The organism is Leisingera sp. MMG026 (genome assembly GCF_021654205.1).
Taxonomy (GTDB): Bacteria; Pseudomonadota; Alphaproteobacteria; order Rhodobacterales; family Rhodobacteraceae; genus Leisingera.
In genome coordinates this window covers 1-25369 of the sequence record NZ_JAKFZM010000013.1, presented here as the reverse complement: position 1 = coordinate 25369, position 25369 = coordinate 1, and the positions used below count along the sequence as shown (strand labels likewise).

25 protein-coding genes and 2 pseudogenes are annotated in these 25369 nt (G+C 60.5%); 14 read left to right on the top strand and 13 right to left on the bottom strand.

The annotated features are described in order from the left end of the window. Positions 1-2 precede the first annotated feature (2 nt). Positions 3-704 (bottom strand): GntR family transcriptional regulator, encoded by a 702-nt coding sequence (locus tag L1069_RS09040; RefSeq protein ID WP_134831138.1) that lies wholly within the window; start codon positions 702-704, stop codon positions 3-5. Positions 705-908: 204 nt separating this feature from the next. Here L1069_RS09040 and L1069_RS09035 point away from each other — a divergent pair, with 204 nt between their 5' ends. The 3 genes from L1069_RS09035 (at position 909) to L1069_RS09025 (ending at position 4104) form a co-directional block, all read left to right on the top strand. Continuing rightward, the gene (locus tag L1069_RS09035) at positions 909-1994 is read left to right on the top strand and encodes a TRAP transporter substrate-binding protein (protein WP_129372461.1); all 1086 of its coding nucleotides are present in this window, start codon (positions 909-911) and stop codon (positions 1992-1994) included. 65 nt (positions 1995-2059) lie between these two features. Next, complete coding sequence (locus L1069_RS09030; RefSeq protein ID WP_134831137.1) at positions 2060-2557, top strand: TRAP transporter small permease subunit; 498 nt, start codon at positions 2060-2062, stop codon at positions 2555-2557. After that, the gene (locus tag L1069_RS09025; protein ID WP_237455432.1) at positions 2554-4104 is read left to right on the top strand and encodes a TRAP transporter large permease subunit; all 1551 of its coding nucleotides are present in this window, start codon (positions 2554-2556) and stop codon (positions 4102-4104) included. The genes L1069_RS09030 and L1069_RS09025 overlap by 4 nt, the downstream gene beginning before the upstream one ends. 43 nt (positions 4105-4147) lie before the next feature. Here L1069_RS09025 and L1069_RS09020 read toward each other — a convergent pair whose 3' ends face one another. From L1069_RS09020 to L1069_RS09010, 3 genes are read right to left on the bottom strand one after another with little or no spacing between them, the layout of a single operon-like run. Next, entirely contained in the window at positions 4148-4834 is a 687-nt protein-coding gene (locus L1069_RS09020) for a VOC family protein (RefSeq protein WP_237455431.1), read from the bottom strand. Then, positions 4831-5442, bottom strand: coding sequence for an enoyl-CoA hydratase/isomerase family protein (locus tag L1069_RS09015; RefSeq protein ID WP_237455430.1), 612 nt, complete (start codon positions 5440-5442; stop codon positions 4831-4833). The genes L1069_RS09020 and L1069_RS09015 overlap by 4 nt, the downstream gene beginning before the upstream one ends. Continuing rightward, entirely contained in the window at positions 5439-6188 is a 750-nt protein-coding gene (locus tag L1069_RS09010; RefSeq protein ID WP_237455429.1) for an SDR family oxidoreductase, read from the bottom strand. The genes L1069_RS09015 and L1069_RS09010 overlap by 4 nt, the downstream gene beginning before the upstream one ends. Positions 6189-6323: 135 nt before the next feature. Between L1069_RS09010 and L1069_RS09005 the strand changes: the two genes are divergently transcribed. The 5 genes from L1069_RS09005 to lpxK all read left to right on the top strand — a co-directional run bounded on the left by L1069_RS09005 (position 6324) and on the right by lpxK (position 12398). Then, a complete protein-coding gene (locus tag L1069_RS09005; RefSeq protein WP_129372467.1) occupies positions 6324-7847 on the top strand; it encodes a DUF2125 domain-containing protein in 1524 nt (507 codons plus the stop codon). A gap of 122 nt (positions 7848-7969) precedes the next feature. Beyond that, on the top strand, positions 7970-9316 hold the full coding sequence (locus L1069_RS09000; RefSeq protein ID WP_237455428.1) for a TldD/PmbA family protein: 1347 nt from the start codon (positions 7970-7972) through the stop codon (positions 9314-9316). Further along, positions 9303-10106, top strand: coding sequence for a 3'(2'),5'-bisphosphate nucleotidase CysQ (locus L1069_RS08995; protein WP_237455427.1), 804 nt, complete (start codon positions 9303-9305; stop codon positions 10104-10106). Before L1069_RS09000 ends, L1069_RS08995 begins: the two co-directional genes overlap by 14 nt. 110 nt (positions 10107-10216) lie before the next feature. Further along, the gene (locus L1069_RS08990) at positions 10217-11410 is read left to right on the top strand and encodes a glycosyltransferase N-terminal domain-containing protein (protein ID WP_239032496.1); all 1194 of its coding nucleotides are present in this window, start codon (positions 10217-10219) and stop codon (positions 11408-11410) included. Further along, a complete protein-coding gene (gene lpxK / locus L1069_RS08985; protein ID WP_237455425.1) occupies positions 11397-12398 on the top strand; it encodes a tetraacyldisaccharide 4'-kinase in 1002 nt (333 codons plus the stop codon). The genes L1069_RS08990 and lpxK overlap by 14 nt, the downstream gene beginning before the upstream one ends. A 105-nt stretch (positions 12399-12503) precedes the next feature. Here the strand turns inward: lpxK and L1069_RS08980 are convergent, their stop codons facing one another. Both L1069_RS08980 and L1069_RS08975 read right to left on the bottom strand, forming a co-directional pair. Beyond that, positions 12504-13175, bottom strand: a complete 672-nt coding sequence (locus L1069_RS08980) for a DsbA family protein (RefSeq protein WP_237455424.1) — start codon at positions 13173-13175, stop codon at positions 12504-12506. Then, positions 13172-13699 (bottom strand): DciA family protein, encoded by a 528-nt coding sequence (locus L1069_RS08975; RefSeq protein ID WP_134831128.1) that lies wholly within the window; start codon positions 13697-13699, stop codon positions 13172-13174. Before L1069_RS08975 ends, L1069_RS08980 begins: the two co-directional genes overlap by 4 nt. A gap of 84 nt (positions 13700-13783) precedes the next feature. On the opposite strand from L1069_RS08975, the gene mutY reads away from it, so the two are divergent. Both mutY and L1069_RS08965 read left to right on the top strand, forming a co-directional pair. Beyond that, on the top strand, positions 13784-14848 hold the full coding sequence (gene mutY, locus L1069_RS08970; RefSeq protein WP_237455423.1) for an A/G-specific adenine glycosylase: 1065 nt from the start codon (positions 13784-13786) through the stop codon (positions 14846-14848). Between the two features lie 85 nt (positions 14849-14933). Then, positions 14934-16067, top strand: coding sequence for an alkane 1-monooxygenase (locus L1069_RS08965; RefSeq protein ID WP_237455422.1), 1134 nt, complete (start codon positions 14934-14936; stop codon positions 16065-16067). A 3-nt stretch (positions 16068-16070) separates the two neighbouring features. Here the strand turns inward: L1069_RS08965 and L1069_RS08960 are convergent, their stop codons facing one another. The 4 genes from L1069_RS08960 to L1069_RS08945 all read right to left on the bottom strand — a co-directional run bounded on the left by L1069_RS08960 (position 16071) and on the right by L1069_RS08945 (position 20093). Next, positions 16071-17459, bottom strand: a complete 1389-nt coding sequence (locus L1069_RS08960) for an adenylate/guanylate cyclase domain-containing protein (RefSeq protein WP_129372476.1) — start codon at positions 17457-17459, stop codon at positions 16071-16073. A gap of 192 nt (positions 17460-17651) precedes the next feature. Next, positions 17652-18755, bottom strand: coding sequence for a site-specific DNA-methyltransferase (locus tag L1069_RS08955; RefSeq protein ID WP_024092002.1), 1104 nt, complete (start codon positions 18753-18755; stop codon positions 17652-17654). A 107-nt stretch (positions 18756-18862) separates the two neighbouring features. After that, positions 18863-19480, bottom strand: coding sequence for a ribonuclease HII (locus tag L1069_RS08950; protein WP_237455496.1), 618 nt, complete (start codon positions 19478-19480; stop codon positions 18863-18865). A 97-nt stretch (positions 19481-19577) separates the two neighbouring features. After that, positions 19578-20093, bottom strand: a complete 516-nt coding sequence (locus L1069_RS08945) for a hypothetical protein (RefSeq protein WP_129372478.1) — start codon at positions 20091-20093, stop codon at positions 19578-19580. Between the two features lie 169 nt (positions 20094-20262). Here L1069_RS08945 and L1069_RS08940 point away from each other — a divergent pair, with 169 nt between their 5' ends. From L1069_RS08940 to L1069_RS08930, 3 genes are all read left to right on the top strand, one after another. Further along, positions 20263-20556 (top strand): hypothetical protein, encoded by a 294-nt coding sequence (locus L1069_RS08940; RefSeq protein WP_134831124.1) that lies wholly within the window; start codon positions 20263-20265, stop codon positions 20554-20556. Then, the gene (locus L1069_RS08935) at positions 20528-21229 is read left to right on the top strand and encodes a hypothetical protein (protein WP_129372480.1); all 702 of its coding nucleotides are present in this window, start codon (positions 20528-20530) and stop codon (positions 21227-21229) included. The genes L1069_RS08940 and L1069_RS08935 overlap by 29 nt, the downstream gene beginning before the upstream one ends. Before the next feature lie 142 nt (positions 21230-21371). Then, positions 21372-22931 (top strand): DUF427 domain-containing protein, encoded by a 1560-nt coding sequence (locus L1069_RS08930; RefSeq protein WP_237455421.1) that lies wholly within the window; start codon positions 21372-21374, stop codon positions 22929-22931. A 16-nt stretch (positions 22932-22947) separates the two neighbouring features. Here L1069_RS08930 and L1069_RS08925 read toward each other — a convergent pair whose 3' ends face one another. Beyond that, entirely contained in the window at positions 22948-23118 is a 171-nt protein-coding gene (locus L1069_RS08925; RefSeq protein WP_129372482.1) for a transposase domain-containing protein, read from the bottom strand. A 238-nt stretch (positions 23119-23356) separates the two neighbouring features. Between L1069_RS08925 and L1069_RS08920 the strand changes: the two genes are divergently transcribed. Next, positions 23357-24016, top strand: a complete 660-nt coding sequence (locus L1069_RS08920; protein WP_237455420.1) for a DUF6538 domain-containing protein — start codon at positions 23357-23359, stop codon at positions 24014-24016. Here L1069_RS08920 and L1069_RS08915 read toward each other — a convergent pair. Together L1069_RS08915 and L1069_RS08910 are read right to left on the bottom strand one after the other, a co-directional pair. Continuing rightward, positions 23967-24506: pseudogene (locus tag L1069_RS08915) on the bottom strand (IS110 family transposase); the annotation flags it as partial. The gene L1069_RS08920 and the pseudogene L1069_RS08915 overlap by 50 nt on opposite strands. A gap of 443 nt (positions 24507-24949) precedes the next feature. After that, a pseudogene (locus tag L1069_RS08910) lies at positions 24950-25369 on the bottom strand (hypothetical protein); the annotation flags it as partial.

Sequence of the window (25369 nt, the reverse complement as noted above, 5' to 3'; positions counted from 1 at the left end):
CATCAACCCTGAGTGAACAGCTGATAGCCCGGGTGAGCAACGGCGCGCAGGCTGGTGATCGGGGCGTCGCCGATCCAAGTCGTGCGTTCCATGACAAACAGTGCGTCTCCGATCGCACTCTGGAGAATTTCGCTGTCGTCCTTGGTTCCAGGGCGGGCATAAAGACGCAAATCGCACCTGCTGTAGGGGCGGTTGCGGACAAGCCATTCGTTTGCGCTTTCGCGTGTCAGGTCCACCGTATTTATTTCCGGTACGGTTTCCAGGCAGATCCAGCGGTCCTCGAAGATATAGGGGCGGCTGTCGGCAAGATGCAAAGCTTCAACCCGCAGCATCGGCCGGGCTTCATGCAGGCCGAAGTTTGCCATTATGGCCGGGCTGGACCGCTGTACCGACTGCCTGATCAACTGGTAGCGGTGCACGCAGCCTTTCTGTTCGACCTCCAGCCTGGTGATCGGGATGTTCAGGGTTGCGCGGGTCACAGGATCGCGCTGCACCATTGTGCCGCCCTTGCGGCGCCGTTCCACCAGACCGCTTTGAGCCAGATCCCGCATGGCCCGGTGAACGGTGGAGCGGGCACAGCCGAACCGTGCGGCAAACTCCTCGTCCCGCGGCAGTTTGTCTCCCGGCCCATAGGTGGAGTTCAGGATCATCTCCCGGATGCTGTCCCGGATGGTTACCCAGGAATGCCGTGGCTTGTCCGTCAATATTCATCCCCCAGGTCAAACGGGAAAATGTTTGCCGCCGCTCCATATTGCATTCTGCGCAGAAAGGCGAACTTGAACCGCGCAACTGTGATTGACAAGAATATGTAGCTACATATTAATGTAAAGCGCCTACAAAACATAACAAAGTCTGCGCTGCCGGCATCCGCCCATCGCAGATGCACCGACAGACGGAGGAATGGAGACATGGAAAGACGCGCGTTTTTGAAAACCGGCGTATTGGGCGCAACGGCAACAGCGCTGGCCAGCCCCGCCATTGCCCAGGGCAAGATGCAATGGAAGATGGTCACCGCCTGGCCGAAGAACCTGCCTGGACCCGGTGTGGCGGCACAGATGCTGGCTGACCGGATCACCACCCTTTCAGGCGGCCGGATCGAGGTGAAGCTTTTCGCCGCCGGTGAGCTGGTTCCGGGCCGCGGCGTGTTTGACGCGGTTTCTGAAGGCACCGCCGAGCTGTATCACGCCGTGCCGGCCTATTGGGGATCGAAATCCAAAGGTATCCTGCTGTTCGGCTCGCAGCCTTTCGGTCTGCGCGCGGATGAGCAGTTCGGCTGGATGTACCACGGCGGCGGCCAGGCGCTTTATGACGAGATGTACGGCCGCTTCGGGATCAAACCGTTCCTGTGCGGCAACTCCGGCCCGCAGTGGGGCGGCTGGTTCAAGACCGAGATCAACTCTGCCGAGGACCTGAAGGGCCTCAAGTTCCGCACCACCGGGCTGGCCTCGGAAATGGCATCGAAACTTGGCATGGCGGCCGAGGCCACCAGCGGCCCGGCGATGTTCCAGGGCCTGCAGACCGGGGCGCTGGATGCCGGTGAATTCATTGGCCCCTGGACCGACAGCGCGCTCGGCTATTACCAAGTGGCCAAGAACTATTACTGGCCCGGTGTCGGCGAACCTTCCTCGGCCGAGGAATGCGGAGTCAATGCCGCGGCCTTCGGGAACCTGCCGGAAGACTTGCAGCAGGTTGTGTCGCTGGCCTGCGAAAGCCTCTACAATCCGGTTTGGACGGAATACACCACCAAACACGCCCTGGCGCTGAAGAAGATGGTCGAAGAGGATGGCGTGCAGGTGAAGATGTTCCCCGAGGATGTGATCGCCGCGATGGGCGCCGCTGCCAAGGAGGTGATCACCGACTTGCAGGAAGACGACGATGAGCTGGTGCGCCGCATTACCGAAAGCTTCCTTGGCTACCGCGACAGCATCGGCAGCTATATGACCTATGCCGATAACGGCCAGATGAACGCCCGTGCTTCGGTAATGGGTTACTGACGGGCAGCAACGGCAGCCGGCGCCCGGAACGGCGGGCGTCGGCTTTTTGATGGGGAGAGAGCGGAATGCGGCGGATTGCAAATGCGCTGGACGGTATCAACCGGGGGCTGGCGCATGTGGTGCGCTGGCTGGCGCTGATCATGGTGCTGACACAGTTTGCGATCGTGGTCGGCCGCTATGTGTTCGGAGTGAATTCCATCGCCGCACAGGAAAGCGTCCTTTATATGCATGCAACCCTGTTCATGCTCGCCGCCGGCTACACGCTGCTTGTCGACAAACATGTGCGTGTTGACGTGTTTTACGCCGGCCTCAGCCCCCGGTCGCAGCGCCGCATCGACATTTTCGGCCACCTGTTCCTGCTGCTGCCATCAATGGCCGCGCTTCTGTACTGGTCCTGGCCGTCGGTGCGGAATTCCTGGGCTATTTTCGAAGGTCCGATTGCAGTTGGCGGCATCGAAGCCGTGTTCCTGCTGAAATCGCTGATCCCGGCGTTCTGCGTCCTGGTGATGCTGCAATCTGCTGCCCTGCTGATCCGCCTGTTTTCCGAAAGTGACGCCCGATGACCGCATACCTTGACCTGATCATGTTCGCAGCCCTGATGGCAGCGATCCTCATTGGGTTTCCGGTGGCCTTTTCCATCGCCGGCGTTGCGATCATCTTTGCCTGTCTCGGGTGGATACTGGGCGTGATGGACATCTCGCTGCTGGGCGCGCTTGGCCAACGGGTATTCGGCCTGCTGAGCAATCAGGTGCTGATCGCCATTCCACTGTTCGTTCTGATGGGGGCGATCCTGGAGAAAAGCCGCATTGCCGAAGAACTCCTGGACACGATGGGGCGGCTGTTCGGCCAGCTGAAGGGCGGCCTGGGCATCTCGGTGGTGCTGGTGGGCGCGCTGCTGGCGGCCTCGACCGGCATTGTCGGCGCCACGGTTGTGGCCATGGGTATGATCGCCCTGCCGGCCATGCTGCGCGCCGGCTATGACCCGCGGGTGGCCTCTGGCATTGTCTGTACCGCCGGCACGCTAGGGCAGATCATCCCGCCCTCGACGCTGCTGATTATCCTCGCCGACGTTATGTCCAACGCCTATCAGCAGGCCCAGTATGAGCAAGGAAAATTCTCAGTCGAGGCGCTGTCCGTGGGCCAGTTTTTTGCCGCCGCGCTGGTGCCCGGACTGGTGCTGGTGGTGCTGTATCTTCTTTATATCCTGGTCAGAGGCATGCTGCGGCCTCAGGACATGCCCTCCGCCCCAGCGGAGCTGGCCCGCCCTGGCGGACGCCAGATCATGCGTGCTGTGGTGCCGCCGGTCCTGCTGATTTTCGCCGTGCTCGGCGCCATCCTGGGCGGCGTCGCCACCCCGACCGAGGCCGCATCGGTGGGCGGCATCGGTGCCTTGCTGATGGCGGGAGCGCGTGCAGGGGGACCATCCCGGCTGATCCTTTCCGGTGCCGCCGCGCTGATCCTGCTGGGGATTCTGTCAGGGGTTCATCCGGTCCGTCTGCAACGCAGCGACCTCAGCGGGGCCGACCTCGCAGCGGGGCTGTTCTATGCGCTTCTGGCCGCGGTCGCAGCCATTGCCGTTTTGGCCGCCCTGCGCAGCGGTTTGAAGAAACGCATCCTGCACGATGCGGTAACTTCGACCACCACCATGACCGCAATGATTTTTGCCACCATCCTGGCCGCAGGCATGTTCTCGCTGGTGTTCATCGGCCTGGGCGGCGAGGAGCGGGTGGCGCATATCCTTGGAAACATGCCCGGCGGCCCGTCCGGTGCGCTGCTGTTCTGCATGCTGTTCATTTTCGTGCTCGGCTTCTTCCTCGATTTCGTCGAGATCTCTGTCATCGTGCTGCCGCTGGTGACGCCTGCCCTGATCATCATGGGCCATGACCCGGTCTGGCTGGGCATTCTGATCGCGATCAACCTGCAGACCAGCTTTTTGACGCCGCCGTTCGGCTTTTCGCTGTTCTACCTGCGCGGCGCCGCGCCAAAGGAGGTCACCACCCGTCAAATCTACCAAGGGGTCGTGCCGTTCATCGGCCTGCAGGCGCTTGGGGTGCTGCTGGTCTGGCTGATACCCGGCCTCGCAACCTGGCTGCCATCTGCAATTTTCTGACGCCGGGCGCCTTGGTGGCGGGCGCCTGGAGCACAACGAAAGGCTAGGTCGTTTCCAGCCCCAGAAACGCCGGGCTCTCCCGCAACTGCACACCGGCAATATGCTGAAATTCCAAAGTGGTGTATGGACGCCGCCACAGCCATTCGCGGTTTGCCACGGCCCGCAAATCCGGGTTCGGCGGTGTTTCGTCGGTGAAGGCCAGAAAATGCAGGTCGAACCCGAATTCCGCAACATCCTGCACCGACAACAGCTTCATATTCGCATGCGCTGAAACTTCGGCGGCGATATCCCCGGTCCGCAAGGTGATTTGCCCGATATGCGCCCCGCCGCCCAGCGGCAGCGCCGGATCGCCTGCCCCATCGGGGCGTTTGCCTTGGAAGTCATGCTGCAGCAGCTCAACGGCAAAGCCTTCGGGATCGTGCAGATGCGCCATATATCCGATGTCGCGGAACTGATGCGGAGCGGAGACCTCAATGCCTTTCTGCCGCAGCTGTTCGCAGGCGGTGTCCAGATCGGGCAGACAGATCCCGATCTTCCAATACCGCTCGTCCCGCGTGTGGGAACCCTGGACACCGCCGGGCAGCAGAATCAGGTCTGCATCCTGTCCTGCGTACCCCGCACGCCAGGCCTCGCCTTCGGCCTGGACGTCCATGCCGAACACATCCGCATAGAACCCGGCGAGACGTTCAGGACTCCTTACCTGCAGCCGCAGGCCGGACAGCCGTTTCACCGGCACATCCTCAGGATACCAGCCGCGATCTCTGGCTGGGCCTCAAGAGAATGCGCCAGCAGGTCCTGCGCAGTATCCATCAGCGCGTCCGGTTCCACGATCCGGTCGACCAGGCCATAGTTGCAAGCCTCCTGCGCGGTGATTTTCTGCCCGGCTGCCAGGATCATCTTGGTGCGCGCAGGTCCGATCAGCGCCGCCATCCGCCCAGCATCCGAAGGCTGCGGCAAATACCCAAGCTTCATCACCGGGTAAAAAAACTTGGCCGAAGGCACCGCAATCCGGATGTCGCAGGCCAGCACCATGCCATTGGCACCGCCAGCCAAGGTGCCATTCAGCGCCGCCACTTTCAGACAGGGAATTGAAGCCATAGAATTGGACAACCGCTCCCACACCGGCGAGGTCGCCAGGCCTGCCCGCGCCTCGTCCAGGTCAGCACCCGCGCTGAACACCCTGCCGGTTCCAGTCAGGATCAACCCCCGGGCCTCCTGCGCGCGTTCGGCGATTTCAGCCAGTTCGGTCAGCATCGCTTCGGTCAGAGAGTTGGCCTTATCCGGGCGGTTGATGGTGACGGTCCACAGACCGTTTTGCGCAATCTCCAGATCAATCATACCAAGCCAACCCGCTGACGGATGCTGTCTTCGCGCAGGGAAACTTCCTGGCCGATGCAATCGTCCGCATCATTCGTGCACATCCACATCAGCGTCCGTGCGGGCCATTCGGCAGGGATGTGGTCTTCCCACTCCAGCTCGCTCACCGGGTTAATGCCGCTGGTCTTGATTTCCCGCTGCATCCGGGTTGCGACCGTGCCCGGCGACAGCCCCATGGCACGGATACCATTGGCACGTTCTTCCAGGTCCAGTGCGCTGGTCAGCATTGCTGCGCCTGCTTTGGACGAACAATACGCGCTCCAGCCCTCCAGCGCATGATGCGCCGCGCCGGAACTGACGGTGATAATGGTGCCGGTGCCCGCGGGCTTCATCAGCGGCAAAGCGGCGCGGATACCGTTGAACACTCCGGTCAGGTTGATATCGATCAGCTTGCTCCAGTCGCCGGGCTGCACATCCGCCAACCGGGCAATCGGCTCAATCACACCGGCATTGTTGATAAGAATGTCCAGGCTGCCGAAATGCTGATGGGCCTTGGCCAGCGCGCCCTCTACCGATGCGTAGTCTGATACATCGCAGGCAAAGGTCAGCACATTTCCGCCGATCTCCTCCGCCAGTTCCCGCAGCGCCTCTCCACTCCTTGCCAGCAAGGCCAAATTGGCCCCGGCGGCGGCGAAAACCCGGGCCGTATCCGCGCCGATCCCGCGGCTGGCGCCGGTAATTGCAACTGTTTTTCCATTGAAATCCATCGGCCGTCCCTCCAAGTGGCTGCTGACCCATGTGGTAAAGCGGTTAGGGGGAACGGTCCAGCCCAAGGCCCCCTTGACGGCACCGCCCGCCGGGCCGACGATGATTTCAATTATCTCACTGAGAAAGGTTCTCTTATGTCCGTTATTTTTGCACGCAGCGGCGTTGCAGCGGCAATTTTTGTTGTTTCCGCCCAGGGTGCCCTGGCCGATTTGAGTGCCCAGGACGTCTGGGCTGACTGGAAAGCGTATCTGACCAGCACCGGTTACACGGTTTCCGGCACTGAAGCAGTTTCGGGAAGCACCCTGACTGTCTCCGATGTCTCGATGGTCATGCCGATCCCGGATGAGGACGGCTCCGGCACGGTGAGCTTGCCCGAAATCCAGTTTGTGGAAAACGGCGATGGCACCGTCAACGTGCTGCTGCCCGCGGAATTCCCGATGGGTTTTGATTTCACAGCTGAAGGTGAGAGCTTTTCGGGCAAGCTGATCTATGCCCATGACGGCACCCCGATGAAAGTGTCGGGCGACGCCGAAAGCATGAGCTATGATTACAGTTCCTCCAAGGTCACCATGACGCTGGACGGGCTGACTGCAGACGGCGAGGCCGTGCCGGCGGACGTGGCGAAAATTCAGATCGTCATGAACGAAGTTGCGACCAAGACCGATATGAAAATCGCTGGCGCGCGCAACTATGACCAGACGCTGACTGCTTCCAGCCTGAGCTATGACATGGGCTTCAACGATCCCGAAAGCAACGGCACAGGCTCTTTCAAAGGCGCGCTGCAGGGGCTGAATTTTGCCGGCACCAGCACCGTGCCGGCAGGACTGGAAAGCCCCGACATGTCAGCGCTGCTGGCAGCCGGATTTGCCTTTGACGGCATCTTCACTTTTGACAGCGGCAATGGTTCCGTCTCCGGTGTGGACGGCAGCGAAAACTTCGCCATGGAAAGCAATTCCCAGGGCGGCTCGATCGCGGTGGCTATGGACAAGCAGCATCTGACCTATGATGTGTCCCAGACCGGCACCAATGTGAACATCTCCGGTTCCGAGATCCCCTTCCCGCTGGCGCTCAGCATGGCGGAGACCGGATTCAAACTGATGATGCCGCTCGCCAAATCCGAGGAAGAGCAGGATTTTGCCCTGGGCATCACCCTGCGCGATTTTGCGGTTCCGGATATGCTGTGGGGCATGGTCGATCCAACCGGCCAGCTGCCGCATGATCCGGCCACCGTGGTGCTGGACCTTGCCGGCAAGGGCAAGGTGCTGTTCGACCTGTTCGATCCGGAAGCCATGGAATCGGTGGAATCCGGCGAAGAACAACCGGGCGAACTGAACGCGCTGACCGTGAAACAGCTGCAGGTCACCGCAGCAGGCGCCGAGTTGACCGGCACCGGCGACTTCACCTTCAACAATGAAGACCTCGTTAGCTTTGACGGCATGCCTGCCCCCTCGGGCGAGGCTGACCTCAAACTGACCGGTGCCAACACCCTGATCGACAAGCTGATCGGGATGGGCCTGATGTCCGACAGCGACGCCATGGGCGCGCGGATGATGATGGGCATGCTGGCCGTGCCGGGCGAGGGTGAGGACACGCTGACCTCGAAGATTGCGATCTCCGAGGACGGCCAGATCCACGCCAATGGCCAGCGCATCAAATAACCGTCAAATCCCTGACAGGTTTTGCAAAGGGGCTGCTATGCGCGGCCCCTTTTTTGCTGCCCGCCCTTGCGGCAAGCCGCCTCACTGGATAGCTCTGGAAAGGAGCAGAACAGAAGGTGCCCATGACCCAGTCCCCCGAAGCGCTTTGCCACGCCCTGATTGATGCCGCCCGCAAGGCCGGCGCGGATGCCGCCGATGCCATGGCAGCGGAAGGCAGTTCCCTCAGCATTGAAGTGCGGGAAGGCAAACTGGAGCATGCGGAACGCTCTGAGGGCACTGACCTGGGCTTGCGGGTATTCGTCGGCAAACGGCAGGCGCTGGTTTCATCATCGGATATGCGCCCGGAGACCATCGCAGCAATGGCCGAACGTGCGGTTGCAATGGCCAAGGAAGCACCTGAGGACCCTTATGCAGGCCTTGCCGATCCATCGCAGTTGGCCAAGAGCTGGAACCTGGCGGCGCTGGAACTGGAAGATCCCCGCGGCGAGCCGGAGCCTGCTGCCCTGCAATCTGACGCCCTGGCTGCCGAGACCGCTTGCCAGGAAATCAGCGGCATCACCCAGGTTCAATCCGCAGCAGCCGGATATGGCCGCCACGTTGTGCATATGGCCGCAACCAATGGGTTTTCCGGCGGCTACCAACGTACTGGGCGCTCACTCTCTTGCACCGGAATTGCAGGCAGCGGCACAGGTATGGAGCGTGACTACGACGGGGATTCACGCACTTTTCAATCCGACCTGCGCAGCGCTCAGGACATTGGCACAACCGCCGGTGAACGCGCGGTTGCCCGGCTGGGCGCCCGCAAGCCCAAAACCGGCAGCTTTCCGGTGCTGTTTGACGAACGCATCTCTTCCTCTCTGATCGGCCACTTGCTGTCTGCTGCCAATGGGGCGGCGATTGCCCGCGGCTCCTCTTGGCTGAAGGGGTCATTAGGTGAGCAGGTTTTGCCCGAAACCCTGTCCATTGTTGAAGACCCGCACCGCCCGCGTATTTCCGGCTCCCGCCCCTTTGACGGCGAAGGGCTGCCGACCCGCAAGCGCACTGTTGTTGAGAACGGCGTGCTGACCGGCTGGACACTGGATCTTGCCTCGGCCCGGAAACTGGGCCTTGAAAGCACCGGCAACGCCGCCCGCGGCATCGGCGGCGTGCCCTCTCCCGCGACCTGGAATCTTGCGCTGTCTGAAGGCGAAGCCAGCCGCGAGGATCTCGTCGCGCAGATGGGCACCGGTCTCTTGGTGACGTCGATGATCGGCTCCACCATCAACCCCAACAACGGCGACTATTCCCGCGGAGCCTCGGGGTACTGGGTGGAAAACGGCGAGATCGCATATCCGGTCAACGAATGCACCATCGCGGGCAATCTGCTTGACATGCTGCGGAGGATCGTTCCCGCCAATGACGCGCGCCGGCACCTCTCGACCGTGGTCCCGTCGCTGCTGATCGAAGGAATGACCCTTGCCGGAAACTGACCTTTCCCTGCTTGTGAAAGCGGCGGAACAGGCCGGCGATATTGCGTGCCGTTTTTCCGGTCCCGAAGCCAAACGCTGGGACAAGCCCGGCGGCGCTGGTCCCGTGACCGAAGCCGACCTGGCAGTCAATGCTATGCTCGAAGACATGTTGCAGCAGGCACGGCCCGGCTATGGCTGGCTGTCGGAAGAAACTGAAGACAATAGCGCGCGGCTGCTGCGCGAAAAGGTCTTCATCATCGACCCGATCGACGGCACCCGCAGCTTTGCCGAAGGCTCCCGCACCTGGGCGCATTCCATTGCTGTCGCCGACCACGGCGAGGTGACCGCCGCCGTGATCTACCTGCCGCAGCGGGAGCTGATGTATACTGCCGCCAAGGGCCAGGGGGCGGATTGCAATGGCAGCCCGATTCATGTGTCCCGGACCACAGAACTTTCCAGTTCTGAAGTGCTGGCCGCCAAACCTAACCTGCAGGCCCATCACTGGCTGGGCGGCACCCCGCCCGAATTCATCCGCAGCTACCGGCCCTCGCTTGCCTACCGGCTGGCCAAGGTGGCAGACGGCCGTTTCGGCGCCATGCTGACTCTGCGCCCCAGTTGGGAATGGGATATAGCGGCGGGCGATCTGCTGATACGCGAGGCTGGTGGCATCCTTACCGATCAAACCGGCCGCCCCTTGCGCTTCAACAATCCGCATCCGCGCCTGAACGGGGTGGTTGCCGGAAATCCGGCCCTTCAGAATTCACTGCTGACGGCGCTGGACCCGAATGCGCCTGGCATCGCTGGACATTAGACCGGACTGGCTTTAAGCGGCAGCAGCAGCGCTATCGTCATACCCAAATTTTTCACAGACAAGCCCGCATGTTGCAGGTACCTTGGGCCGGAAATTTCAGATCGAGCCAGATGCAACGGCGAACCGCAGCTCCCAACCGCACTTCCGTTCTGCAGCCCCGCCCCAAAGGAGAGCTGTTGTGGGTGCATGCGACCACCCCTGAACGCTATCAAGCGCTTTGCGATATCGGCCGCCGCCTAAAAACCCTGCGCCCGGACTTGTCGGTGCTGGCAAGCTGGGAACCCGGACTGCGGCTGACCGGTACAGTTGGCTGCGATATTCCGATTGGCCCGCTGCCTGAGGACACCCTGGCAGAGGCCCGCGGGTTTTTGAACCATTGGCGGCCCGACGCTTGCATCTGGACCGGTCCGCCGGCACGACGGGTGCTGCTTCGGCAAATGCGCGAGCGCAGTACCGGGTTACTGCTGGCGGATCTTCTGGAGGATGAAATGCCCAACCGCACCAGCCGCTGGCTGCCGGACCAGCGGCGGCGGCTGCTGGATGGGCTGACCTGCATCCTGACCCCGTCCAAATCCGTGCAGGCCCGGCTGACCCGGATCGGACTGCCAGCGGAACGGGTGCAACTGGCCGGCAAGCTGCGGGTGTCTGCAATTCCGCCCGGTTGCAATGACGAAGAGCTTTCTGCCATGCAACAGACCCTTGGCAGCCGACCGGTCTGGCTCGCCGCCCATACCAAGCTCAGCGAATTGCCCCGTATTCTGGACGCGCATCGCGGCGCATTGCGGCTGCTGCACCGGCTGCTGCTGGTGGTCGCGCTGGAAGACGGCGCGGATCTTGCAGCAGCCCGCCGCCAGCTGCAAAACAGCGGGCTGTATTTTGCCGATTGGGAAGACGGCGGTGAACCCGAGGACCTGACCCAGGTGCTGTTGGCGGGCAGCGAGGATTTGGGATTGTGGTACCGCCTGTCTCCAGCCGCGCTGATCGCCAGCAGCCTGGACCCCATGGCCCAGGGCCAGTCGCCTTTGGACGCCGCAGCCTTAGGCTCGGCGCTGCTGCACGGACCGGGTATCCACGCGTATCGGGACCTTTATGAAAGACTGGCCGCGGCGGGCGCTGCCCAGCCGGTGCTGACCCAATCGGATCTGACCGATGCTGTCATTGCGCTATCCGCCCCGGACAAGGCCGCCGAAATGGCGCTGGCCGGCTGGCAGAGCGTCACCGAAAGCGCCGCCACAGCCGACATGTTATTGGAGAAGGTCCAGACCCTGCTGAACCAGCGCGAGGATACCGATGCGGGCACCTGAATTCTGGCACAAACCGCCGGGAGATTTCGACTTCCGGTCAGCTTTGCTAGCGCCGCTTGGCTGGGTCTATGCACGCGCCACCGCTTCCCGGGTCGCCAAAGGCAACCCGATGCGTGCTAACGTCCCGGTGATCTGCGTTGGCAATCTGAATGCCGGCGGCACCGGCAAGACGCCCACTGTGATCTGGCTGCTGGAAACATTGCGCAATCAGGGGCATGAACCGCATGTTGTGACCCGCGGCTATGGCGGCACGATGGAGGGGCCAGTGCAAGTCTTCCCTGGCCGCCACAAAGCCGCGCAGACGGGGGATGAACCGCTTCTTCTGGCAGCCTTTGCCGAAGTTTGGGTTGCCAAGGACCGTGCTGCCGGCGTAAGCGCCGCAGCAGACGCAGGGGCAACCGTCATCGTGCTGGATGACGGATTTCAGAACCCCGCGGTTGCCAAGGACCTGTCACTGATCGTGGTGGACGCGCAGCAGGGCTTCGGCAATGGCCGTTGCCTGCCGGCAGGCCCATTGCGGGAGCCGGTTGCCATTGGCCTGAAACGGGCTGACGCGGTGCTCTCGCTTGGGCCTGGGGAGACCCAGAAGAAATTTGCCGCGGCTTGGGGAAGCCAGCTGCAGGGCTTGCCGCATTTCACTGGTGCGCTGGAGCCATTGCAAACCGGGATGCCCTGGAATGGCACACGTGTTCTGGCTTTTGCCGGCATCGGCCAGCCGCAGAAATTTTTCAACACTCTGCGCGGCCTTGGCGCCGATATCGTCCGCGCCGAAGCACTAGACGATCACCAGCCGCTTTCACCGGCGCTGATGAACCGGCTGGAGAACGAATCCAAGCTGCTGAACGCCCAGCTTGTCACGACGGAAAAAGACGCCGTCCGCCTGCCGGACAGCTTCCGCTCCAAGGTCATTACCCTGCCTGTGCGGCTGCAGGTTGCAGGAGATGATGGGTTGAAGGAGTTGTTGAAGAAGGCCGCACCTGCACCCTGACCCCCAGCTCTCGCAGAGGCTGCCGGGAGAGCAATTGCCCGGTTTGCTCTGCCCTGAAAAGCCCAGGCACACGGCCCGGGCTTAAAATTTTGCTGCAGGAAGAGCTTAGCCTTCCAGCTCTGCGTCCAATAGCGTCTTGAACTCTGCATAAGACTGATTGGAGATCTTTTCACCATTCAGGATGAACGACGGCGTTGCCTCGATGCCGTGCTCAGTGGCGTTTTCCTGATACCAGGCCACCAGGGTTTGCGCTTTCTCGCCATCCTGCAGGCAAGTTTCCAGCTGCTCATTTTCGATCCCCGCCAGGCGGCCGATCTTGCGCAGTTCATCGACAATCTCGGTTGCGCCGCCGGCCCGCGTCCATTCGGACTGGCCCTTGTAGATCAGATCGGAAATACCAAAGAACTTATCCGGTCCGCTGCAGCGCGCAATCATCGAGGCCCACAGCCCGTAGCGGTCGAAATAGACCTCGCGGTAGATGAACTTCACCTTGCCGGTGTCAATGTAATCAGCCTTCAGCTTCTTGAAGGTTTCATTGTGGAAACTGGCGCAATGCGGGCAAGTGTAAGAGGCGTATTCGATCAGCGTGACCGGCGCGTCCTCGGCCCCCAACGTCATCTCGGCGATTGTTGAGATGTCCACCTCGGCTTCTTGCGCAACAGCGGCGCCAACCAGCGGGTTCTGCGGCAGATTGTTCTGAGTGTTGAATCCCGACAGGGCATAACCGCCCGCAACAACCGCAACCGCGGCAAAGACACCAGACATCAGACGGGTCATTTGAACCCCTTTCCTTGCGTTTTCTGTTTTGTCAGCACGTTCTGCCCCAGGCGTTCCAGGGCAGCACGCAGATCATCGTTTTCCACACCAGCAGCCGCCTGGCTGGCAGCCGCTGTATCCTGCGGGTCGGGCTGCCGGGGTGCTTGCACTTTGGGGGCATATTTGAATTCAACGCGGCCATCGGAAAATCCCGTCGGTGCCGTTTGCGTGATCCGCACCTTGGAGATGGCATTGAAGCCATAAACCGCGTTCACCCGCTCACGCAGGCGTTCTTTTTGCATTTCAAGCATTGGCGCATTGGCTCCGGTCGTCAGCACCGTCAGCGTTGCGCCAAAGGAACCGCGTCCGTAGCCGACGTTCACCGGACGCGCCATGGCAGCGATATCCGGACCGGCGATCTCTTCCCAGTGGGTCAGCAGCCGTGACACCGCAAAACCGCGGCTTTCCCCCGCTTTGCGGATCTGCTCGTTGAGGAGCTTGGAGGTTCGTGCGAACCCGCGTGTGGTGCTGCGCCTGAATGCCATGATCTAGCTTTTGCGTGACTGCCTGCCCTATTGTAAAGAGCCGGAATGCAGGCGCCAGCCAAACCGCGAGCCAAGGAATAACGAATGCGTGACTTGATCAGTAATTCCGCCGCGATGAGCGGAGACCTGCTTGCGTGGTATGACGTCCATGCCCGCGGGATGCCCTGGCGGGTGGGCCCCGCAGAGCGAGCGGCAGGCAACCGCCCCGATCCATACAAGGTTTGGCTCAGCGAAGTGATGCTGCAGCAGACCACGGTGGCCGCGGTGCGGGACTATTTTCTTCGCTTTACCAGCCGTTGGCCGACTGTAACCGATCTTGCTGCAGCGGCGGACGCCGAAGTCATGGCCGAATGGGCCGGCCTTGGCTACTATGCTCGCGCCCGCAACCTACTGAAGTGCGCCCGTTCGGTCGCAGGCGGTTCCGGTGGAGAGTTCCCGGACAATTACGATGACCTGCTCAAACTGCCCGGTATCGGCCCCTACACCGCCGCCGCCATCGCCTCGATTGCGTTCAACCGCCCGGAGACCGTTCTGGATGGTAATGTGGAGCGGGTGATGGCCAGGCTGCACGACATTCACGACCCGCTTCCCGGTGTGAAACCTGTCCTAAAAGAACGCGCGGCAGAACTGACCCCGTCTCAGCGGCCCGGTGACTACGCCCAGGCGGTTATGGACCTTGGCGCCACCATCTGCACGCCCCGTAACCCGGCCTGCGGCATCTGTCCCTGGCGCGATCCCTGTGCTGCGCGGTCTGCGGGCACTGCGGCTGAGCTGCCCAAGAAGACGCCGAAAAAACCGAAACCCACCCGGAAGGGTATCGTTTACCTGGCGAAATCTGCCGACGGCACATGGCTGATGGAACGGCGGCCAGACAAGGGGCTGCTGGGCGGCATGCTTGGCTGGCCCGGTTCGGAGTGGAGTGACGCCCCTGGTCCGAACCCGCCTTTTGAAGCGGATTGGCAAGAGCAGGATGGGGAAGTGCGCCACACCTTTACTCATTTCCATCTGATCCTTCGGGTGATGACGGCCGAATTGCCTGAAGGTTATAACCGGAATGCAGCGCAGGAACTGATACCACGCCACGATTTCCGCCCCTCCAGCCTGCCTACGGTAATGCGCAAGGCTTTCGATCTTTATCAAGGCCTCTAAAGAACCCGGCGCCGCTCTTGGGTTTTCAGATGTTAGGGCATAGTGTCAGCGCAAACGCGCGCTGATTGATTTGGGAGACACAGGCATGATCGCCCCCGAAACCCTTGCCCGCTGGCAAAGCGCCCTGCCGTTCTGGATGTCTTTTTTGCTGCTGCCGCTGGTTTGGGTCGCCGCACTTCAAGGCGGTTGGACACTTATCCTGCCGCCGCTGGTAACCTGGCATCTGTTTGCAATGCTGGACGGGGCATTCGGGCTGAACCTGGAGAACGCCGACCCGGAAACGCCGGACAGAGATCTCACTTGGTACAAGGCGCTGACCGCAGCTTGGGTGCCCCTGCAATTCGTCACGCTGTTCGGATTGATCTGGTACGTCAGCGGTGCCGATCATTTGAGTGCATTCGGAAAATTCGCTGTATTCTTTGGGGTTGGCGTCGTCACCGGCGCAGTGGGTATCACCTACAGTCACGAGCTGATGCACCAGTCCAGCCGGGTTGAGCGCTGGCTGGGGGATATCCTGCTGGCTATGGTGATGTACTCGCATTTCCGGTCCGAGCACCTGCTGGTGCATCACCGCTATGTCGGCACTCCGCGCGACCCGGTGACAGCCCGCTATAACGAGGGCTTCCACCGGTTCTACCCTCGGGTTCTGCGGCAATGCTGGCATTCCGCATTCCGCGCTGAACGGGAGAAGCTGGCGAAGAAGAACTGCCACTGGACCGACCAATCGAACCCGTTCTTCCGCTACTGGGCGCTGCAGGCCGCGATGCTGCTGCTGGCGATGCTGCTGGGCGGGCTGACCGGGGTGCTCTTGTTTCTGGTGCAGGCCGGGGTCGCCATCTGGCAGCTGGAGGTGGTCAACTATGTCGAACACTACGGGCTGACCCGCAAACACCTGGGCGATGGCAAATACGAACCGGTGCAGCCTCGCCACTCGTGGAACGCGGCGCATAAGGCGTCGAACTGGCTGCTGATCAACCTGCAACGCCATTCGGACCACCACTACAAACCAAACCGCCGCTTTCCGCTGTTGCAGAACTATACTGAAGCCGACGCGCCGCAGCTGCCCTATGGCTACCCGGTGATGACCGTCGCTGCGATGATCCCGCCCTTATGGCGCCGGGTGATGAACCCGCGGGTGCGGCGCTGGCGGCAGCGGTATTACCCCGAGATCACCGATTGGCACGCCTATAACAAAGCGCAGAATCCGTTACCCCGGTAGGGCTTACGTCCAGGCCAGAACCGTCATCGGCTGATCCAGCCCGCGCACCTCTTGATCCGGATGCCGGGCGTTGCCGTCCAGCAGATCCAGGCCGGCCTGCTCTGCCCTCACCTGCGCGGCCAGCGTTTCGCTGATCACAATCCCGGCCTGCAGCTTGCGGGTCAGGTTCTCCAGCCGGGCGGCGATATTCACTGTCATGCCCAACACCGCAAACTCCAGCCGGTTGGAGCCGATATCGCCCAGCAACGCTTCGCCATAGTGAATTCCGATCCCGGCGCGGATTTCCGCCTTACCCTGACGGGCGCGCTCCCTGTTCCATGCCATCAGCGACTCGCGCATGGAATGGGCACAGGCCAGTGCATTGGTGGCATCCTGCCGGCCGGCAACCGGCGTTCCAAAGGTCGCCATCAGCCCGTCGCCCAAGTATTTGTCCAGCGTGCCGTGATGGCGGAACACCTCCCCCTCCATCCGGCCATGGAATTCCCGCAAGAGGTCAATCACCATTCGCGGGTCCATCCCTGAAGACAACCGGGTAAAGCCAACGATATCGATGAACAGCACCGCCACATTTTCGCTGCGCACCTGCTTCAGCGGCTCGTCGTTCTGCGACAGCTGGTCCACCACATTGGGCGAGAAATAGCGCGACAGATTGGCCCGCTCCCGCTCCAGGCTGGCGTTGCTCCTCAGCAGCGCGTTGAACCGGCGCACCGAAAAGCCCAGCGTCACCGCCACCAGCACAAAGACCACGGCCTCCTGCACCCGCAGCTGGATCACAAAGCTGTTTGGGTCAAAAAACCCGGCCAGCTCCGGGTCAAAATCAAGCGCTGTGGTTACAGCCTCCGAAAGGCCGGGAACCGGAACGGCAAACCACCACGCCAGCGCCAGCGCGCTGAGCCACATCGTCGCCGTCCATGTGCCGATCGCAATCACTGTGCGCCAGGAATAAGCCATAGTGCCTGCGGCCAAGATGACAAAGAAATATTGAAAGTTATCAAACCTGTATTGCATAGCTACCGGTATATCCCGGGCGTCGAACGGGTTGGGCACGACCAGGCCGATGGTCATAATGAGAAGATCGAGAAAGATCAGAAACAGCTCCTGCCGTGACCTGCCCACTGTCCCCACCCGGCTGATGAACCAGCCGTTAAGGCACAAGAGCGCAAGAATGCCGTGGTAATACAGCACGCTCCAGACTGGGTTCAGGAAGACGATGAAGACCGCGATTATGGGCAGTGCGATCCAGCGGGCCCGCACTGCCAGCTGCAGCCCGCGCCGCTTGTGCGCATCCAGCGCCGCCTCTGCAAATCTGTTTTCCGCAGTCGAAATGTTCTGACCACCGGTTCCGGGTTCCTGGACAGCTCCGGTTCCGGAGATAAATGCGGTATCGGTCATGGGCTTTCCCCTCTTCCCGCTGGCTGCCGCCGCGTCAGTATTGCAGATAGTTGCGCTGTTCTGATCAGGGAATAGCGCATCACAGCGCAGAAACTAAAAAACCCCGCCTGATGCAGGCGGGGCAAGGTGTGCGCCTGTGCATTATGCACAGGCACCTGCAATAGGTTTTCACGCTCACAAAAGCCCCGGGCCTTAGTTCTGCATCTCAGCCCGGATCTGCTGGCGCAGCACGTCAATAGGCACGGTCTTGCCTTCGCGCTTGAAGCACCAGTAGGTCCAGCCGTTGCAGGACGGGGCGTTTTCCAGATGCGCGCCCACCTGATGGATAGAACCCTTGATGTTGTCGCCGATCAGAGTGCCGTCAGCCCGCACTTTGGCCTTGTGGCGGCGGTTCATCGAATACAGTTCCTCGCCCGGTCGCAGCATGCCGCGCTCGACCAGCTGGCCAAAGGGCACCCGCGGTGCCGCGCGTTTGCTGGCAGACACTTCCAGGGCCTCACGGTCGAATTTGCGCACAGCCTTGATCCGCTTCTCCGCCACCTTGCGATAAGCTTCCTCGCGTTCGATGCCAATGAACTCGCGCCCGAGCATTTTGGCCACAGCGCCGGTGGTGCCAGTGCCAAAGAACGGATCCAGAACCACATCGCCCGGGTTTGTCGAGCCGACCAGGATCCGGTGCAGCAGCGATTCCGGCTTTTGCGTCGGATGCGCCTTGTCGCCGTTTTCGTCTTTCAGCCGCTCATGTCCGGTGCAGATCGGCAGCACCCAGTCGCTGCGCATCTGAATACCCTCGTTCAGCGCCTTCAGGGCTTCGTAGTTGAAAGTGTATTTCGCGCCTTCCGACTTGGACGCCCAGATCATCGTCTCATGCGCGTTGGTGAACCGCTTGCCGCGGAAGTTCGGCATCGGGTTCGACTTGCGCCAGACCACATCATTCAGCACCCAATAGCCTGCGTCCTGCAGCGCCGATCCGACACGGAAAATATTGTGGTAGGAGCCGATCACCCAGATTGACCCGTTCGGCTTCAGCACCCGGCGCGCCGCCTTCAGCCATTCGCGGGTGAACTGGTCATAGACCGCAAAACTGGAAAACTGGTCCCAGTGGTCATCAACAGCATCGACTTTGGAATTATCAGGGCGATGCAGCTGGCCTTTCAGCTGCAGGTTATACGGCGGATCCGCAAAGATCAGATCGACCGAATTGGCCGGAAGACTGTTCATCGCCTCGATGCAATCGCCGCCCATAATCGTGTTTAAAGGGAGCGCTGCCGCGCCCTTTGTCATAGTTTTATTCATTGCTCTGCCTCATACCCGCGGCGCATTTTTGCGCTCATTAGGTTGTCCACAGGATGAGTCATCGCGGATTCGAGGTCAATTTGTTTATTAGAACAACACCCTACGGTTCACTCTTGATACAAGATGTTGTGTACGGGTTTGAATGACCGCCGATGATGTGGGGTCACACCTAATTCAATTAGCGCCTCACGGTGCTGTTTCGAGGGGTAGCCTGCGTTTTTCTCCCAGCCATATCCAGGAAACTGTTGCGCCAAATCCACCATGACCCTGTCACGCTCCTGTTTGGCAATTATCGACGCCGCCGCGATGGAGACTGATTTGGCATCTCCCTTGACCACAGCCTCCGACGTCAAAGCCAACCCTCTGGGTATCAGGTTTCCATCTATCAGCAGATAGTCCGGTGCCGGATCCAGGGCCGCTACCGCGCGCTCCATCGCCAGATGCGAAGCACGTAAAATATTCAGGGAATCAATCTCTTCGACTGAGGCATGGGCAACGGATACCTGGCCAGCGGCCAGAATTTTTCCTTCCAGCGCTTCGCGCTTTTTCAAGCTCAGTTTCTTGGAATCGTTGAGCCCTTCGGGAATAGCAGAGATGTCCAGCACCACCGCTGCGGCAGTGACCGGCCCGGCCAGCGGGCCGCGGCCCACCTCGTCCACTCCGGCTATTCTCAGGTACCCTTTCGCAAGGGCCGCATCTTCCAGGCTGTAGTCAGGTTTTGTCATGCCAGTCACAAAGCCAATTCGAGCCGGAATTTCAACCCGCACAAAAAAGAGGGGGCCGAAGCCCCCCAAGTTGCTGCTGCCCGAAAGCGGAATATCGTTAACGGTTGACCATCCGGAAGCCATGCTGCTTCAGACAGCGGGGTTTGTAACCGGTGCGGTTGCGTTTGCCGTTCCAGAAGGTCACCTTGCAAGCCCGCGGCAGTTTCTGTGTGTACCCGTAATTGCGGTCGAGACAGCCTTTGCCGGCCAGCGGATAGTTGCGGCTGTAGCGCGGAAAATAGCGGACACACTGTGCCGGCAAGTCATAGCGGTGCACCCGCGGCGGCAGCGGTTTCACATGGCCGCCATGGCGGTTGTGCGAGTTATGCCTGTGGCCGCCATGCCCATGGCCACGCGGCGGGTTGTAAGTCCGGGTTACTGCGTGATCGTCGTCTTTCCTGGCATCATTAATGGCCGCGCCAAGAATCCCAAGCAGGGCCATGCCGGCAATGAATTTGGCGACATCCTCGTCTGCGCGGGCAGGCGCTGCCGAGAAACCGGTAATGGCAATAGAAGCTGCCACGATCATGGCAATGAATTTGCGGTGCGGCTTGGAACCATATGTCTGGGCCATTTCGGGACCTTTCTTTTGATTGTCGGATGCGCAGCCTGTGCGCTTGGATGCCTCCAACCTGGCCCCGCCCCCTTCAGACAGGCAATATCGGCCGCTTGTTATCGGATATCAGCGGTCTCAACCCCCTGCGGTTATTGAATTTCAAGACCCGCCGCCGCAGGATGCCCATATGAAACAGAACCTCCTGATCCCCGCTCTTGCGGCTGCCCTTCTGGCACTTTCGCTGCCAGCCCAGGCGGCAGATTGCTATGCCGATTACAAGGCCAAGCAAGACAACCCGCTGCGCCTGCACTACGGCGTGATCCAGCTCTCCGGCGCCTGCAAGAAAAAGGCCGCCCGGCGCGAGGTCCAGGCCCGTATTGCGCCCGGCGGCTGGAAGCTTTTGAATGTCCTTTCCGTCTTCGGCCCCGAAGGCCTGCAGCAAAGGAAGGCCAATGCCGGATCCTACTATCTCCGTTTCTGAGGCCCGCGCGGCTGGCAGCAGGGTAATCGCGCTCGGCATAGCTGCTATTGTTGCACTTTTGGTGATTGCCGGCACGGTTCTCTTGCTGACGCTGCCCGATGCCAATGCCTTTAACGCGCGGGTTGAGCAGCTGTTTATCGAAAACGATCTGACAGCCCAGGCCGAGATCAAGCTGCTGGAAATCCTGGCCCAGTCCGGCACTGCCTTTGCCGACACGCTGACCAGTTACCGGATGGTGATTTTTGTCTTGCTGCTGTTTGCCACTGCGATGATGGTGGCAGCATTGGCGGTGCTTGGCATGCTGGTGATGCTCAACCGCCGCATGGCGCAGATCGAACGCTCCGGCATCCAGGTGAACGAACTGCTGATCAGCCGCGATGAAAACACTGTCTATCTGAACAACATGGGGTTCAAACTGACGCCCGCCGCGATGGAAACTCTGGCGGTTCTGGCGGAGGCCAGGCTCGACGATGACGTGCTGTCAGGCGCCGAGATCGAAGCCGTGATTTCCGGCCGCATCTCCGCAGACTGCGAGGAAGCCGCCGGCGCCACCCGGATAAAACGGCTGCGGGATACGCTGGGCAACCAGATGGTGAGTGAACTGCTTGTCAAAAATATCGCCAAGCGCGGTTATGTGCTGGCCATCAGCAGAGACGTGATCCGTATGGTCTGAACCGTCTGGCTCCGCTTTGCTCAACATCATGTGTTCAACTCTGGAATTTCAGTCCCCAGACCCCACATAGTCCAGAACCGGCCCACGCCGGCCGGTCCTGGTTTTCAGCACATTTCCGGCGCAACGGACAAGGACCTCAGGGATGGATGCACAGGTACACGCACCGCATCGGGGCTACGGCATTGTTATCGAGCCGCTTCAAGGCTTGGTCACGGCCCGGCGCAATGGCACCGTTCTGGCGCAAAGCTCCCGCGCCAAGGTGATGTATGAAACCCGGCTGCCCCCAGCGATCTATTTTCCCTCGGAAGACGTGACAGTACAGCTAAGTTCCAACACCCCCTTGCAAACCTTCTGCCCGTTCAAAGGCACCGCCAGCTACCGCGACGTACTGTTGACTGGCGGCGGCTTAAAGAACGCTGTCTGGTCTTACGACGAGGCAATGCCGGAGGCAGCGGCCATATCCGGCCATATTGGTTTTATGCCTGGCGCAGAGGCCGAATTCGACCTGGGCAGCAACAGCGTGGAAATGCCGGACTACGGCAATATCTCCGGCCCGGTGATCGACTGGCTGCTGCGGGACGCCGCCCTGGTTCCGACCCCCGAGGAGCTGACGGCCGCTCTGGCAGAAAAACTCGTGGAGCAAGGCATCTACTTGTCCCGCATGTCCGTCATGGCATGGTCCCTGCATCCGCTGATCGCAGGCAAGAATTTCATCTGGCAGAAGACGTCCGGCGAGGTTACCACCTATGCCCCGTCTTACGAAATCCACGACCACCCGGCCTATCAGAACAGCCCGCTGCGCCACGTCTCCAACGGCTTGGGCGGTGTGCGCCACCGGCTTGGCTGTTGCCGGTCCGCAGATGCGTTTCCGATCCTTGAAGATCTGCGCAAGGAGGGGGCCACCGACTATGTCGCCATGCCGTTGCGCTTTTCCGACGGGCGCATCAATGTGCTGACCCTCACCAGCGACCACCCGAACGGCTTTTCCACCGCTAACCTGGGGCTGATCTTCGAATGCTCCGATGTGATTGCGCGCTACTATGAAATCTTCATGCAGCGCGAAAACGCGCAGTCGCTGCTGGAAACCTATGTTGGCAAGCGCACCGGCGCCCGGGTACTGGGCGGCGAGATCCGTCGCGGCGACGGAGATGAAATCGACGCCGCCATCATGTTTTGCGATCTGCGCGGCTCCACCCGGCTGGAAGAACAACTGGGCCGCCAGGACTATATCGCGCTTCTGAACCAGTTCTTCGAGACTGCCTCGACCATCGTGCATGAGCACGGCGGCGAGGTGCTGAAATTCATCGGCGACGCTGTGCTGGCGGTGTTCCCGGCCGGCAGCGATCCTGAAAGGGCCCGCAGGCAGGCCCTGAACAGCGCCCGCACCATTGTGGCCCGGTTGGAGGAAATCGCCCAGGAAGAAGACGGCCACCGCTGCGAAGCCGCCATCGGCATCGCCTACGGGCGCGTGACCTACGGCAACGTCGGCTCGCGTGAGAGGCTGGACTTCACGGTGATCGGCCAGGCCGCCAATATCGCCGCCCGGCTGGGCGACTACGGCAAGACGGTCAACCATCCGGTCATTGTCAGCCAGGACATCCTGAGCGATCCATCACAAGGCATTTCGCTGGGTGCGGTCACCCTTCATAACGTGTCCCAGCCGGTCACCTGTTTTGCAGTCCCGGCCAAGACTGAACCGTAAGCGCCTCGGCGCTCCCCTACGCGGCGCGGCTTGACGCGGGCGAGGAATTCCAAGGCATGAGGCCGTCGATGCGGCTTTTAGGGTGGCCGTCGAGCAACGCGCGCAGCGTACCGGAAAAGCAGCTGACCGGATCGACGTCGCACATTTTGCAGCTCGCGATCAAGCTGGCGAGCAAATGAACGGCCACTGAACTTTCATCCAGAGGAAGGGTCGAGTGGCTGAGCGCTTCATCATCGCGCTTCCCCTGGAAGCCTCTCCTGGACAACAAAAGGCACTGGCAGCTGCGTTCCCTGCCGCCGGAGCCAATCTCCCCCTAATAAGATGAAAATAAACGATAAAAAGATCCACCCCGGGGGCGCTTTTGTCGTTCTGGTCACATCCTCTGTCACATCCGATTACACAGACCGCCTGCGGGAGCCGGAGCATTGAGAAGATTAACACCATGTCTGCATTTGGAACGCAGACCATCGTCGTTTTACTGGCGGTGGCGCGTCCCGGAATTCTTTTTAAAAAACGCCTCAAACCGGTTTCTGGTTTTTTCCTTGAAGACACATGTCGTCCGCGAGGTCGAGGTGCTGGCCCACCGATTGACGTGGCGCAGCACCCTTGCCTTCGACTATGCGAGGGGCGTTGCAAACATGGAAACAGGTTTGATGGAACGGGTGCTGTCCGAACTGGTGCGATTTGAAATCGCAGCATCGGATCATGCGCGCGCCGTTGCACCTGAACGCACCCGCGTGGAAGCACAACTGGCAATTCAGCGGGAACAAGCCTTGAAGGAAACTCTGCGCGAAGCGCTCTTTCTCGGTAACCGCGAAGCCGCACGCGAGCCTGTTCGTTCTGCGGCAGGGCGTCTTTGTGTGCAAATCGCGGAAAACACCAGTGATTGGATGATTCTGGCTTACGAGGCAACCCGCGTTCTACTGGATCTCAGCATGGAACGCGCGCGGCGCGATCAGGGAGTCTATTCTGAACCCAGCCGCTTCTTTCAAGCCGCTATAGCAACTGAGGCTTCAACCGCACCCGCCGGGTACGGATCACCTCGTTGGCGATGTCCGGCAGATCGAGAACTTCACCAAGGGTGATGCCGTCAGCGAACCCGATCACCCGTGCCAACCCTCTGGGGATGTAGATGCCAAACTCGGCGACCAGACCACGCAAGCCATTGATCAGCTGCGTTCTTTGACGAACAAGAAGGTCACGCGCCCGATGCAGTGACAGCAGGGACTGCTGCTCCACTGTCTTGATCGCCACGAACCGCATCGTTGGTCGGGTCAATGCTTCGCAAATTGCTTCGGCATCAATAGCGTCTGATTTACCGCGTTTGACGTACGGTTTCACATACATCGGCGGGATTAAACGAACATCGTGGCCCAGGGCGGTCAGTTCGCGCGCCCAGTGATGGGCGCTACTGCATAACTCCATGCCGATCAGACAAGGTTCCAGTTTCTTGAAGAATGGCAACACCTGCGCACGCCGCAGCGGACGGTTGAACACAACGGCATCATCTTCGGCAATTCCGTGAGCCTGAAAAACGTTCTTGGCCAGATCCAAGCCGATGGTGGTAACTTGCATGGGGTGGCTCCTCTCAAAGCAGACTGAGACACCTGCACTATGGCGCATTGCGATGCCGGTTGGAGCAGGAGCCATCCACCCCATCAGCTTCCCGCCCTTCGCGTTGAAGACCCGGAGCAGTGCTGCGATCTGGACGAAGGTCCGCAAAAAAAGGCTGTTCCGAGCATTTTGATGTTGACAACCGGTGTGCATGAAAACCGGCTTCTGTGCATTCTTATGCCTCCTTGGCAGCAACAGGTGCCAATGAGGCATATGAATGCGCGCCTTATTGATTCGGCAATCCGACTCGCGAATTTTACCAATTAAAATCAGTTACTTGTGAGTTGACAAATGGTGGCGCACCCCAAAAACATGCACGCCAAAACCAAAAGCATGCACACGTCTGGCAAAGAAAGAGCCCGCTCAAAGCGGGCCCTTCGCGGCAACTACAGGCGCTCTGATCGCTATTGTTCTTTGTGAAGCAGCGACGCCATCACCTCGGGATTGAAGGCCTCTTCGAAGTCGACAACAGTGAAAGGTGAGTATGCAGGCGGGAGACGGTACGTCTTTGCAAATGCACTCACAAAATGGTCGAGCGAACACGACTGCGCACCTTCGAGTTTAGCCAAGGCAAAAGCCTCGACGACTAGCTCAATGACCAGCCCCCAGCGATTTATGCATGCACAGAGCAACCTCTTGAAGAACTCTGCGTGAGAAAGTTGGTCGAAGGATATCCCAACTGCGTCAGCGTAACTGTATACAAGCCTGTTCAGTTCATGTGCATCCTTCTTGAAGTCAATTAGATCGAAGTGAACTGGTCTGAGGAGGTGTGCGAGTTGCTCGTATTCCTGTATATACTTAGCCAGAACTGGAACCCCAGACAG

Coding starts and splice junctions, on each gene's coding strand:
- L1069_RS08975 (WP_134831128.1), bottom strand. CDS start 13,699: ATGGCATTCAGGCGCAGCACCACACGCGGGTTCGCACGAACCTCCAAG.
- L1069_RS08940 (WP_134831124.1), top strand. CDS start 20,263: ATGAAACAGAACCTCCTGATCCCCGCTCTTGCGGCTGCCCTTCTGGCA.
- L1069_RS09030 (WP_134831137.1), top strand. CDS start 2,060: ATGCGGCGGATTGCAAATGCGCTGGACGGTATCAACCGGGGGCTGGCG.
- L1069_RS08955 (WP_024092002.1), bottom strand. CDS start 18,755: ATGAATAAAACTATGACAAAGGGCGCGGCAGCGCTCCCTTTAAACACG.
- mutY (WP_237455423.1), top strand. CDS start 13,784: ATGCGTGACTTGATCAGTAATTCCGCCGCGATGAGCGGAGACCTGCTT.
- L1069_RS08980 (WP_237455424.1), bottom strand. CDS start 13,175: ATGACCCGTCTGATGTCTGGTGTCTTTGCCGCGGTTGCGGTTGTTGCG.
- L1069_RS08945 (WP_129372478.1), bottom strand. CDS start 20,093: ATGGCCCAGACATATGGTTCCAAGCCGCACCGCAAATTCATTGCCATG.
- L1069_RS09010 (WP_237455429.1), bottom strand. CDS start 6,188: ATGGATTTCAATGGAAAAACAGTTGCAATTACCGGCGCCAGCCGCGGG.
- L1069_RS09005 (WP_129372467.1), top strand. CDS start 6,324: ATGTCCGTTATTTTTGCACGCAGCGGCGTTGCAGCGGCAATTTTTGTT.
- L1069_RS08960 (WP_129372476.1), bottom strand. CDS start 17,459: ATGACCGATACCGCATTTATCTCCGGAACCGGAGCTGTCCAGGAACCC.
- L1069_RS08935 (WP_129372480.1), top strand. CDS start 20,528: ATGCCGGATCCTACTATCTCCGTTTCTGAGGCCCGCGCGGCTGGCAGC.
- lpxK (WP_237455425.1), top strand. CDS start 11,397: ATGCGGGCACCTGAATTCTGGCACAAACCGCCGGGAGATTTCGACTTC.
- L1069_RS08990 (WP_239032496.1), top strand. CDS start 10,217: ATGCAACGGCGAACCGCAGCTCCCAACCGCACTTCCGTTCTGCAGCCC.
- L1069_RS09000 (WP_237455428.1), top strand. CDS start 7,970: ATGACCCAGTCCCCCGAAGCGCTTTGCCACGCCCTGATTGATGCCGCC.
- L1069_RS09035 (WP_129372461.1), top strand. CDS start 909: ATGGAAAGACGCGCGTTTTTGAAAACCGGCGTATTGGGCGCAACGGCA.
- L1069_RS08930 (WP_237455421.1), top strand. CDS start 21,372: ATGGATGCACAGGTACACGCACCGCATCGGGGCTACGGCATTGTTATC.
- L1069_RS09015 (WP_237455430.1), bottom strand. CDS start 5,442: ATGATTGATCTGGAGATTGCGCAAAACGGTCTGTGGACCGTCACCATC.
- L1069_RS09025 (WP_237455432.1), top strand. CDS start 2,554: ATGACCGCATACCTTGACCTGATCATGTTCGCAGCCCTGATGGCAGCG.
- L1069_RS08950 (WP_237455496.1), bottom strand. CDS start 19,480: ATGACAAAACCTGACTACAGCCTGGAAGATGCGGCCCTTGCGAAAGGG.
- L1069_RS08965 (WP_237455422.1), top strand. CDS start 14,934: ATGATCGCCCCCGAAACCCTTGCCCGCTGGCAAAGCGCCCTGCCGTTC.